At 60.0% G+C, this 12430-nt stretch carries 8 protein-coding genes and 1 pseudogene; 5 read left to right on the plus strand and 4 right to left on the minus strand.

What is annotated here, in order from left to right:
* Positions 1-68: 68 nt before the first annotated feature.
* From DM806_RS24585 to DM806_RS24605, 5 genes and pseudogenes are all read left to right on the plus strand, one after another.
* Complete coding sequence (locus tag DM806_RS24585; RefSeq protein ID WP_256869479.1) at positions 69-1703, plus strand: glycoside hydrolase family 3 protein; 1635 nt, start codon at positions 69-71, stop codon at positions 1701-1703.
* A complete protein-coding gene (locus DM806_RS24590; RefSeq protein ID WP_179045782.1) occupies positions 1697-3625 on the plus strand; it encodes a glycoside hydrolase family 3 protein in 1929 nt (642 codons plus the stop codon). Before DM806_RS24585 ends, DM806_RS24590 begins: the two co-directional genes overlap by 7 nt.
* 23 nt (positions 3626-3648) lie before the next feature.
* Positions 3649-3924: pseudogene (locus DM806_RS24595) on the plus strand (SUMF1/EgtB/PvdO family nonheme iron enzyme); the annotation flags it as partial.
* The gene (locus DM806_RS24600) at positions 3921-5564 is read left to right on the plus strand and encodes a sulfatase family protein (RefSeq protein ID WP_179045783.1); all 1644 of its coding nucleotides are present in this window, start codon (positions 3921-3923) and stop codon (positions 5562-5564) included. The pseudogene DM806_RS24595 and the gene DM806_RS24600, both read left to right, overlap by 4 nt.
* 34 nt (positions 5565-5598) lie before the next feature.
* Positions 5599-6855: an MFS transporter gene (locus DM806_RS24605; RefSeq protein WP_179045784.1), complete on the plus strand. Its 1257-nt coding sequence runs from the start codon at positions 5599-5601 to the stop codon at positions 6853-6855.
* Between the two features lie 977 nt (positions 6856-7832).
* Here the strand turns inward: DM806_RS24605 and DM806_RS27885 are convergent.
* The 4 genes from DM806_RS27885 to DM806_RS24625 form a co-directional block, all read right to left on the minus strand.
* Positions 7833-8156, minus strand: a complete 324-nt coding sequence (locus DM806_RS27885) for an alpha-L-fucosidase C-terminal domain-containing protein (RefSeq protein WP_179045881.1) — start codon at positions 8154-8156, stop codon at positions 7833-7835.
* A gap of 173 nt (positions 8157-8329) precedes the next feature.
* Positions 8330-9124, minus strand: coding sequence for a Crp/Fnr family transcriptional regulator (locus DM806_RS24615; protein ID WP_179045785.1), 795 nt, complete (start codon positions 9122-9124; stop codon positions 8330-8332).
* A gap of 226 nt (positions 9125-9350) precedes the next feature.
* Positions 9351-11348 carry a hypothetical protein gene (locus tag DM806_RS24620; RefSeq protein ID WP_179045786.1) on the minus strand — a complete coding sequence of 666 codons (1998 nt, stop codon included), beginning with the start codon at positions 11346-11348 and terminating at the stop codon, positions 9351-9353.
* A 349-nt stretch (positions 11349-11697) separates the two neighbouring features.
* Positions 11698-12405 carry a response regulator transcription factor gene (locus DM806_RS24625; protein ID WP_179045787.1) on the minus strand — a complete coding sequence of 236 codons (708 nt, stop codon included), beginning with the start codon at positions 12403-12405 and terminating at the stop codon, positions 11698-11700.
* Between the last annotated feature and the right edge of the window lie 25 nt (positions 12406-12430).

Below are 12430 nucleotides of genomic sequence, written 5' to 3' on the forward strand. Positions count from 1 at the left end.
GCATCATTCCCAATCCTACTTCTTTGCTTTCACCCAGTGCCGGTCCTCTCGTCCTCTCCCCGGAGGACATGGCCTGGGTGGAAAAAACGCGCGACGCCATGAGCTTGGAGGCGCAGATCGCGCAACTGTTCGTCCTGTCCGCACGCCATGACAGCATCGCGGAAACCGACGGCCTGCTCAGCCATGCGCCGGGCGGCATCCATCGCTTCCCGACCCATGATCTCAACGCCGCCTGGGCGGCGACGCGCCATGCGGTCGAACGATCGGAAGTGCCACTGATCCTGTCGGGCGATATTGAGGGTGGCACGGTCAGCGCGCCCTTCACCACCGCCATCCCCAACCAGATGGGTATCGCCGCCTGCGACGACCTGACGCTGAGCGCCGACCTTGCCCGCATCGTCGGGCTGGAAAGCCGGGCATTGGGCTATAACTGGTCCTTCACGCCGGTGGTCGATATCAACCGCGCCTTCCGCAACGCGGTGGTCGGCACCCGCTCCTATGGCTCCGAACCTGACCGCATTCTCGCTCAGGCTCGCGCCTATGTCAGTGCGCTACAGGCACAGGGCGTGGCCGCCTGCGCCAAGCACTGGCCGGGCGACGGGCTGGACGATCGCGACCAGCATCTCGTCACCAGCGTCAACGACATGGACATGGACGAATGGCGCGCAACCTTCGGCCGTATCTTCGGCACGCTGATCGACGATGGCGTGATGACTATCATGTCGGCCCATATCGCCCTGCCCGCTTATGTTCGCGACAAGCTGCCGCAGGCCGGAGCACAGGCGTTCGAGCCGGCATCCGTCTCGCGCCTGCTAAACGAGGATCTGCTACGCGGCGACCTGGGCTTTGACGGCCTGATCGTGTCGGACGCCACCGTCATGGGCGGCCTCACCAGCTGGATGGCCCGCGCCGAAGCGGTGCCCGCCGTGATCGAGGGTGGCTGCGACGTCTTCCTGTTCAGCCGCGATCCGGTCGCCGACATGGGCTTCATGTTACAGGGCCTGCGCGACGGCCGCCTGTCGGAGCAGCGCCTCCACGATGCCGTCACCCGCTTCCTGTCGCTGAAGGCCAAACTGGGACTGCACCGCATGACCCCGGACGACCGCATCGCCCCGGTCGAGCAGACCCGCGCCCTGCTACGCCAGCCCGCCCATCTGGATCAGGCCGCCCGCGCCGCCGCCGCCAGCATCACCTTGGTCAAGGATCGCGACACGCTGATCCCGATCGTGCCGGATAAGCACAAGCGCGTACTCATCATCTCCGACGAAGGCTCCAGCTTCTTCTCCGGCGCGCCCGATCGCGATTTCACGCCGCTGATCGCGGGTCTGGAAAGCCGGGGCTTTGCCGTGCGCAGCTTCGATCCCGAAGCGATGCCGACGCCCGACGACACCGACCTCATCCTCTATCTGATCGGGCAGGAAGCGACGCCCTCGCTCAGCCATATCTTCCTCGACTTCGCCAAGCTGCACGCCAGCCCACGCAACGGAATGATCCAGTTCAACCGCGAAATCACCACGCTGCTCGTCTCCTTCGGCCAGCCCTATTATCTGTATGACGCGCCGAATTTTGCGACCTATATCAACGCCTATGCCTCGCTGCCCGATGTGCAGACGGCACTGGTGGAGCGACTGACGGGCGATGCGCCCTTCACCGGCAACAGCCCGGTCGATGCCTTTTGCGGGAAGGAACAATTGTCATGGTGAGGCGCAGGATCATAGCGGCGTCGCTGCTGGTGGTGGCGCTGGGTGGCGCGGGATCGCCACCGCCCACCGGATGGCGCGACCTCAACCATAATGGCCGGCTCGACCGCTATGAGGATGCACGCACGCCTATCGCCGCCCGGGTCGAGGATCTGCTCAAACAAATGACGCTGGCGGAAAAGGCCGGGATGCTGCTGCACGGCACCCTGCCCACGCCCGGTTCCGCCATCGGTTTTGCGGGCAAGACCTATGATGCCGACGCGACCGCGAAGCTACTCAACGATCGGCATATCACCAGCTTCATCACCCGCCTCGTCGTGGCACCATCCGAACTGGCAGCGCAGAACAATGCGGTGCAGAAGCTGGCAGAGGCGAGCCGCCTCGGCATTCCCGCCACGATCAGCACCGATCCGCGCCACCATTTCCAGGCAACGCTCGGCGCCAGCACCACCGGCGGCGGCTTCTCGCTCTGGCCCGATACGTTGGGCTTCGCAGCGCTGGGCGACGCCGAAACGGTGCGCCGCTTCGGCAATATCGCTCGGCAGGAATATCGCGCGGTCGGCATCCATATGGCGCTCTCGCCGCAGGCCGACCTTGCCACCGAACCGCGCTGGCCGCGCTTCGCCGCGACTTTCGGGTCCGACCCGGCCGAAGTATCGCGCCTCGCCGGCGCCTATGTCGACGGGTTCCAGCATGGCCGCACCGGCGTCCGTCCCGATGGCGTCGCCATCGTGGTCAAGCACTGGGTCGGCTATGGCGCCGAACCCGAAGGCTTTGACGGGCATAATCATTATGGCCGCAACGCGCCGCTGACCGACGCATCCTTCGCCCAGCATATCCGCGCCTTCGACGACAGCCTGGCCGCCCATAGTGCCGGCGTCATGCCCACCTATGTCATCGTACATGGCCCGAAAATCGCAAACCAGCCGATCGAACCCGTCGCCGCCGGCTTCAACAAGCAGATGCTGACCGGCCTGCTGCGCGGTGAGAAGGGCTATCGCGGCCTAATCGTCTCCGACTGGTCGATCACCAACGACTGCCCGCAGGCCTGCATGGCGCCCGACGCCGCCCATCCGCAGACGCCCGCCTCGATAGGCACGCCATGGGGCATGGAGACGACCGACAAGACGACGCGCTTCGCCAAGGGGCTGAATGCCGGCATCGACCAGTTCGGCGGCGCCAACGATCCCGTTCCGATACTGGACGCCGTCGCCAAAGGCCTCGTCAGCGAAAAGCGCATTGACGAGTCCGTCCGCCGCGTACTGCGCCTGAAGTTCGAGCAGGGGCTGTTCGACAACCCTTATGTCGACGAAGCCGCAGCCGCGCGGATCGTCGGCAACCCGCAGGCGCAGCAGCAAGCCGACGCCGTCCAGCGCGCCAGCCAGATCCTGCTGCGCAACGACAGCGCGACCCTGCCGGTCGCGCCGGACAAGCGCATCTGGCTGCACAATGTCGACGCCGCTGCCGCCCGGACGGCCGGCTTCACCGTGGTGGAAGACCCGGCGCAGGCCGACATCGCGCTGGTCCGCACCAGCACCCCGTTCGAAACGCTGCACCCGCATCATTTCTTCGGCGCGCGGCAGCATGAAGGGCGGCTCGACTTCCGGCCGGAGGACAAAGATGTGCAGGCCATCGCTCGCGCCGCCGCCCATGTCCCCACTATCGTCGCGGTGGAAATGGATCGCCCCGCAGTCCTGACCGCGATCGAACCGATGGCAAAGGCGATGCTGGTGACTTTCGGCGCCAGCGACGCCGCCGTGCTGGACATCGTCACCGGTCGTGCCGTAGCTCAAGGGCATCTGCCCTTCTCGATCCCCCGCTCCATGGCCGATGTCGAAGCGCAAAGCCCCGACCTGCCTGACGATGGCCCCGCCCCCGCCTACAAGCGCGGCGCCGGCATCGTCCTCAAGGCGTCTGCCCAGTGACAGACGGCATGATTCACCTGCACGGCGGCGCCATGATGGCCAATTACTGGCAGGGCGCATTCCCCTACGGCAACACGCTGGAGGACGGCTATGAGCGCACCTCCCCAGTGCGCACCTACCCCGCCACGCCTGACATCGCCATTCCGCGCAAGGTGTTGAAGGGCGGATCACATCTGTGCGCCGCCACTTATTGCCAACGCTATCGCCCCGCCGCCCGTCATGCGCAGGCGGTGGACAGTACGACCAGCCATATCTGCTTTCGCTGTATCATCCGGGACAAGAAGGGACCCCGTCCATGACCAACGCCCGCCGCGCGCTGCGCGCCGCCGCGATCGCCGCCTGCACCCTGCTGGGTCCGGGCGCCTTCGCCAAGCCGGTGAACGCGCCGCAGCCCAAGCCCACGAACATGATCTTCGTGCTGGTGGACGATCTGCGTTACGACGCGATGGGCTTCCTGACGCCGGGCCTCCAGACGCCCAATATCGACCGGCTGGCCAAGGACGGCGTCTATTTCCCCAATGCCGTCGTCACCTCCTCGCTTTGCTCGCCCAGCCGCGCGACCATCCTGACCGGCCAGACCGCGCGCAACCATGGCGTGGTGGACAATAATAACAGTTCGGAGGAAGGGCTGACCTTCTTCCCCAAATATCTGCAACAGGCAGGCTATCAGACCGGCTTCTTCGGCAAATGGCATATGGGTTTCGACACTGACGCCCCGCGCCCCGGCTTCGACCGCTGGGTCAGCTTCAAGGGGCAAGGCACCTATTTCCCGACCGAGCAATTGTCGCCCGAGAAGGTCGCGGCGGGCGAGCGGCAGATGCTTAACGTCGATGGCGCGCACGTCAAACGCACCGGCTATATCACTGACGAACTGACCGATTATGCGATGGACTGGCTGGAAAAGGGCCGCGATCAGTCCAAGCCCTTCTTCCTCTATCTGAGCCACAAGGCGGTCCATAGCGACCCGCTGCCGCCCGATCGCTACAAGGCGCAATATAGCGACCTTCGGATCAAGCTGCCCGCCAGCATGGCGGACACGCCGGAAAATAATGCGGGCAAGCCGCTCTGGGTCCGTAACCAGCGCAATAGCTGGCACGGCGCCGACTTCCCCTATCATACGAACAATCCCATGACGGAACAGGTGCGCGACTATTATCGCACCCTGTCCCCCGTGGATGAGAGCCTGGGTCGCATCCTGGCGTATCTGAAGAAGAACCATCTCGATAAAAATACGATGGTCGTCTTCTATTCCGACAATGGCTTCCTGATCGGGGAACATGGGCTGATCGACAAACGCAACGCCTATGAACCTTCGGTCCGCGTGCCGATGATCGTCTGGGCGCCCGGCATGGTGCCAAAAGGCGTGACCAACCCAGCGGTCGTGCGCAATCTCGATCTGGCGCCGACCTTCCTCGATATCGCCCATATCGCCAAGCCCGCCCAGATGGAGGGCAAGAGCTTCCTGCCCGTCGCCGAGGGCAAGATCGACGAAAAGACCTGGAACCCCGGCGATTTCGTCTATGAATATTATTGGGAATGGAGTTTCCCGCAGACGCCCACCACCTTCGCGATCGAGCGCGATCGGGTGAAATATATCCAATATCATGGCGTCTGGGATCTGGAGGAATTGTACGACCTCAAGACCGATCCGGACGAGATGCACAATCTGATCGAAGATCCCAAATGGCTGGATACCAAGATCACCCTGCGAAAGGCATTATTCGACCAGCTGGCCAATAACAAGGGCGCGCATGTCGTCCCCTACACTCGCAAGACCAGTTCCGGCCTCGTCAACCGCAATATCGACGGCCCGCATGCCGCCGACTTCCCGGCCGACTGGTATGTGCAGCCCAACCTGCCGACCAAGATGAACGACCTGTTCGCCGACAGCCCCGCCAAGGCGAAGGCGGACGCCGAAGGCAAAAGCTACCACCCCTGATCCAGCCTGCAGCCCGCACTGAAAGTTCGCGTCGATGACCGCATCCCCTTCGCCGGAAACCACCCGCCCCGCCGTGTCGCTGGGCTTCGTCGCCATCTATGTGCTGGCGCAGTTCGGCATCTGGATCGCCTTGCTGACGCCCGTGGTGATGACGCTGGCGCTGCGCGTCGGCGACATTGCGAGCGAGGCGGAAAAGGGCCGCTGGCTGGGTATCATTCTGGCGATCGGCGGCTTCGTAGCGCTGGTGGCCACACCGATTTGCGGCGCCCTGTCGGATCGCACGCGTAGCCGCTTCGGCCGCCGCCGCCCCTGGCTTCTAGGGGGGCTTGCAGTCGCCGGCGCGGGTCTGCTGCTGCTCGGCCTCGCACCCAATCTGCTGCTGCTGGGCGTGGGCTGGGTCATCTGTCAGGCCGGCTTCAACGCGATGCAGGCAGGCTGCCTGCCAATTCTGCCCGACGTCATCCCCGTCCGCTGGCAGGGCCGCGTTGCGGGCATGCTGGGCATGACGTCGACCATGGGCACCTTCGCGGGCAGCTGGATCACCCAATATACGCAGGGGTCGTCGCTGCTGATGTTCCTTGCTCCCTTCGCCATCACCTTGGCCAGTATCACCACCCTCTGTCTTATCCTGCCCGATCGGCCGGCCGACGGCAGCGATGATCGCCGCCTCGGGCCGATCGCGATGTTGCACGCGATCGGCGCGCCGTTTCGCGACTGGGATTTTAGCTGGGCCTTCGGCAGCCGCTTCCTCATCATGATGGCCTGGTCGTTCCTGCTGACCTACCAGCTCTTCTTCCTGACCGACCAACTGTCACTGGAGAAGGCGGAAGCAACGCAGGTGATGGTGAAGTCGATGGCGATCATCGCCACCGCGACCATCGCCATATCGCTGGTCGGCGGCTTCATCACCGACTGGACTGGCCGTCGCAAACCGCTGGTCTTCCTCGCCGCCGCGCTGGAGGGCGCCGGCTTCCTGACGATCGCGATGGCGCCGTCCGTGTCGCAATTCCTGGTCGGCGTGGCCATGGCGGGGATCGGCAAGGGCCTTTATTTCGCGGTGGACCTGGCCCTGCTCGCCGCCATCCTGCCCCGGCCAGAGGACAGCGCCAAGGATATGGGTGTGTTCCAGATCGCCAACAGCCTGCCCCAGTCCCTGGCACCTGCTATTGCCCCGATCGTCCTGGCGATCGGCAGCGCGCGCGGCAACGATTACGCCGTGCTGTACGTGGTCGGCTGCGGCTTCGCACTGCTGGGCGCGATAACCATCTGCCCGGTAAAGCGATCAAAGTGAGATGCAACTCGTCAGAACCTCTGAGGGACTGTGAAGCCACGTGCTGGAGTAGGTCGCTTTTTGTTGCATCAGGTCTTCAATCGGAAAGGGGCAGCCATCCCAATGGTATCACGGATCGATTCCTGGACCGAGATCGACGAAGTGGAAAGGGTATCAGCCCTCTACAAATGCGCTGCCGCGAATAAAATGCAATTGCGTTAGCTAGACAACATATCGACGTCTTCTTCTGCGAATGTCGGCTTTTGAGCATATGAAATGATCGAGGGAACGACCAAAAGTGGTGCCGAGTGGCTATTCCGACGTCGACCCTAACCAGACGCCCCGCGGCCAATTTTCGCTCCCCAAGTGCAGACTGTCAGCTATTCCGGCGGCTGTCGACCAGTTCAAGGCATCGGGCCGCACGCGTGGAAGCCCCCCTCTATCGTGGGAATGCCATGTCCAAACCAAGCATCCTGGCAAGCATGAAGGTGACAAACAGCAGGCCTAGGAGCGATAGCAATAAGATCGCGGTTATCTTTCCAACAGCTCTTAGCACCTCTCCCTTCTGTATCTTTTTATCCTGATCATAATGCCACTTGACGGCGAAGAACATCCCTGCGCCGAATGCCATAATCTTGAACATTATGAAAACAACAGGAACCCAATCCATTAACTTTAAAAGCCCTGTTCAATAATAAAATAGATCTATTAAGACTATCATCACAGCTCGAAATTATCTAACCATATACCAAGAAAGCGGCGATGAACATTGGACATAATGTCCGCCTCCAATAAGGATTCTAGCGATGCTATGGACCCCGCTCATAGGGGTTTGAGTGGCGCTAGGCGATCCTCCACCAACGCTGTTCCGTTGTCGTGGGAAGGCATTAGCAACCGTGGCAGTTAGGCGCAGTGACCAGATGCACCAAGGCCCGATCTTGCCATAAGCCACAGTTTAGCGTGCTTAGCGGAGGCGACAGTTAAGTCCCTGTTGGCGCCTACCGATGTCGATCCTTATCGGCCGCTATCCTGAAGCCCATGGCTATGTTGTGGCCATGGTCACGAGGCACTTCAATCTTAAGCCCATCCCCATCCTGGCTCCAGTTGAGGTCACGTTGACGACCGAGCAGATGGGCTGATTTCACCTTCTCCGCCTTTTTACCCGCAAAGCTCCGAATAGTGAGGATGGTGCCGGCATCAGGCGCTACAAGGCAAAAGGCGTAGACGGCTCCGTCACGCCCCTGCGTAAAGCGGAAATCCCGCTGGTCGAACGAGACCGCATGTTGACGTTCGCCCAGCGCGCCCTTTCTCCAGATATCGATGCTTCATTCTCGGCCCGGCGGCACGAGATGAGCGGATGAAATCTATCGTTAAGGGCGTCACTTCCGAATTCGATGCGGTAGGCGTCAAGGCCCATGCCTTTTCGTCACCACATATTGCTCACCACGCGAACTGCCCAGAGGCCCACCAATGGATGGTACATAGGGCGGAGGCATCATCTGAACAAAGGAAGCGTGTCCTGCCCGCCCGTGCCGGAACGGCTGCGTCGAGCATCCCCCCCATCTCGGGCAAACAGACTATCGACATGCCCGAGATAATGAGGGTTGAACATGCCCATTTTCGCCAACGCTCCAAGGTCGACAATTTCGAGCGAGCGATGGCGCCAATAGAGCAGCCCGGTCGATCGGAGCAAATTGATGCTGCGGTTAACCTGCACCAAGCTCAGACCCGTGCAATCAGCGATATCGCGTTGGGCCATTGGAAAGTCGACCGCCCGCTTCTCCTTCGCGCTTTCGAGCAAAAGCGCGCGCACATAGAGTTCACAGATCAGATGAGCGATCCGCTGTGTGGCACCGAAGCGGCCAATAACGGATATCCATTGGCGCTGGATGGCCTGCACCATGCTCAAATCCCATCTTAACGCCCTTTCCATTCCAGGAAATTGCGTCACTGCCGCCATGAAATCGGGATAGGGGAGTTGCGCGAAAACGACCGGTGAGATGGAGCAGGCGGAATGATCCTGATAGGCGTGCGCGGTATCATGCCCCATTATATCGCCGGGCATCAGTATCTGGACGATCTGCCGCGTCCCATTTTCAAATTGATGATAGCGGCAGGCCCAGCCATCCAGGATAATCCTCACATAGGAAGCCGGATCGCCATCGACATAAATATCCTGCCGCGCCTTAACGTGGCGCAACTGACGTTGCACCACATCCGCCAGCGATTGCGCCTCTTCAGCAGAGACCCCCAGCTTCCACCCCAACTTCCTGACAAACCCATCCAGCACCACAAACCTCCACGGCCTGACTCGCGCCAGACTCGGGCCGTCGGAGAGTTTTAATCGATAAATTCAACAAAGTATCTACACCATTAGGGATAGCCCGCATCCCTAATAGAGAAAAAGCCAGAACGCCCTATACTGGCAGAGAATATATTCTCGTGACGTGCGAAATTGACTTAAATCAATATATCGATCGGTATGATTATCATTATCAAAATCGAATCGTTGCCGATCAAAACATGGGCCGACCGCAGTTATAGGCAGGAATAACGCCAGTCCCCTTTCCGACCATATTATCGTAACGAACGTGGTCCTGCGCCAGCGCGTTCAGATATTCCTCGATATTGGGATAGCCGTCTCCATCGCGATCGTCATTCGCATCCCAGACATGGGGATTGCTGTTCCTGAACTTCTTTTCCCAATCGTCCGGCATACCGTCATTGTCACTGTCCAGTTTGGCCGCACGCTGCGTAAGTCGCGCCCAGCCCCCCGCTTCGGAAACCGTCGATGGCCAGTTCTGGTCGAACAGATAGGGAGCGGTATCGCATGTCCGAACATCGTCGATATACATGGCATCCACATTGTCCCGGCACGCACCATAAAGACATTGGTTCGCGCCAGCGAAGGTCATGACGTCACGAAAGGCTTGTTGCGCCGACGTGACCCGCGCGACGTCGAAGGAAGGCGTGGCGAGGCCCGGCATCAGGGCATAGGTGATGTTCTGCACCACGGTCAGCCCGAAATGGCTGCAATCCTGAATGCCGGCAATGGTGAGGCCGCACACCGAATTGGCGCTGACATGGGCGATATAGCCCGCGCTATTCTGGAATGAGTCCGTCGTCGTCGAACCGAACTGCCCTGCAATGCGCGTCCGCGGCGTCACATTCCCCTTAGAGAAAATATTGAAGCCAAAGGCGTAGCGGCTCGCATTGGCATAAAGGCCGATCAGATAATTGCCATCCGAGGCATTATATTTGGGGCCACGCAGATAGACGTTGTTGAGGTAATTTGCATAGACGCTGCCGAACTGGTTCGAAACCAGCCCTGCCTCGGCAATGAAGTTGTAGAGGACGTTGTTGACCACGTCGAACTGCCCCTTCGCACCTGCCATCGCCGGATTGGAACCCGCGGCAATATTGATTCCACGCTGCTCCCCATGCTGCGAAAGATTATGCGCAATGGTCACACGGGTAGCAGGCTTCAGGAAGAACGTCTTGCAGTGCAGGGACGAAGTATGTCCGGCGTTGCGGCAGATATTCGGTCCAATGATCGACCATTGCACGGTGCAATCGGTACAGGCCATGTCCAGACTTTCGTCGGTCCCGAACATCGTCGACACATGATCGAGTATCTGGTTGTTGGTGCCCGACATTCTGATCGGATCGCCATTCTGGGATTCACGGCCTAGATGGGGGCCGGTGCGCGTCCGCACATGGCGCAAGATCATATGATTTCCGCCGCGACGCGTATCGATCAGCGAATCCACCGGATTATATTTCTGCCCCAGCCGAAACTCGATCCCGCCGGGCGATGTCTGGCCGGCGATATAGATTTTGGGCTGAGTGATGAAAGCCGGCGATTGCAGAATGATGGCGCCGGCTACATCGAACACGCAATAGCGCGGACGATCGGCTGGAATAATATAGGGATTCGTGATTGGTAGCGCCAGAGCACATTCGCGATAGCTGATCTTGCCATCTGCAGGATCAGCGACATCTTCGCGGGTATTGATCTTATATACGACCGCATCCGGACTGCGCACGCTGCTATTCTTGCCAAAGCCGGTTGCGGTGGGAAATGCCAGCGGATGCAGCGCGCGGTCAGGAATGTCTCCGTCATCGGGATTGGCGAAGGCAGCGGCAGTACCCGTTGCCGCAGCTGCTACAGACACAGTAGGAACCATCAGTCCCCGCGTCGAAACGAGCGCAGGCGCAGGCGCCACGGATGAAAGATGGGTGGCAGCTCCTGCATTCTCCACCAGGGCCGCTTCCTTGACCCAGCCATCCGCGCCCTGGGCGAAATCAACTCGCCACCAGCGCTCACCATTTCGAGACAAAGGGCCGTCCACAATGTCCCCGTCTGCCGAGGCTGACTGGATCCCGGCGCCGGTCCTGAGATCGCTCTCCATCAACCAGAAGTTAGTGGTGAGTTTCACTTTCGCGCCGATGTCGATCGCCCCCGCACGAACCCCGACCGCGGTCGCGACTAGAACTGCAATCGTGACAGTCAAGAATATGAGCTTCGCTTTTGAACTTGCAGAACCCCACATTTATTTTCGCCCCCCGGATTTTTTTCGAAAGGCAATATTCCAGCCTGACCCAGAATTATTTTCTGGATCATAGAATTTTCATTGCCCTTTAAAATTCACCCCTTGAAGGCGCAAACCAAAAAACCGCACCCGAAATGAACCCGGCGCGGTTTTATCTCCTGCGAAATTGCAATCAAGTTAACTCATCGCATATTTTCAGTCGATTTGCCTCATAATTTCATTATTACACAAATATATTGTCCGAAAGAACATGTTCTTTCGGACAATATATTTTATTCTTAGTTAGCCAATGTATTATGAATCAGAATATTCAAAGCAAATTACTCGCAATCGCGACCACCTGGGTTCGATTACTCGCACCGAGTCGGCGCATGAGTTCCTTTACATGTGCCTTCACCGTCCGCTCGCTGATCACCAGCCTGCCTGCGATCTCTCGATTGGTCATCCCACGGGCAACGCCTTCAAGCACTTCGCGCTGGCGCTGGGTAAGCCGCTCATCATGGGTGAGCAAGCCGACGGTCGATGCCGCCGGCGGTCCCAGCCCAGGTCCCGCCAGCACGGAACGGGGATAAATGATGCACCCGCGCCCTACGATGCAGATCGCATCCTTGGTCAGTTCGAACGACATTTCACTATTGAGATATCCATCGATACCCAGTCGCAACGCGGCACCGGCATGGTCCGTATCCGTATGCGTCGTGAGGATCAGGATACGCCCGCCGGGCGCTGCGACTTGCAGCGGATCGATCATCGTCGACAGGCTGGCCTGATCGAATGCATCAGAAGCGAGATTGAGCAATACCGCATTGATGACACGACGGTCCCGCAAGATCGTGGTCGCTTCCCACACGCTGGCGGCAGCTGTCACTGACCGGATTTCAGGCGTATCCTGAAGCGCAGCCAGCAGACAATCACGTGTGAGCGAACGGGGGTCAATCACAAGCAGGTGCAACTCGCGGAACGTATCACGCCCCGCAGTCCCCAACCCTCCCTCAATAGCTATCAGATCAGGGGGCAACGGCCTGCCCTTTCTAGAAAAACGG

The sequence above is a fragment of the Sphingobium lactosutens genome (assembly GCF_013393185.1).
Taxonomy (GTDB): domain Bacteria; phylum Pseudomonadota; class Alphaproteobacteria; order Sphingomonadales; family Sphingomonadaceae; genus Sphingobium; species Sphingobium lactosutens_A.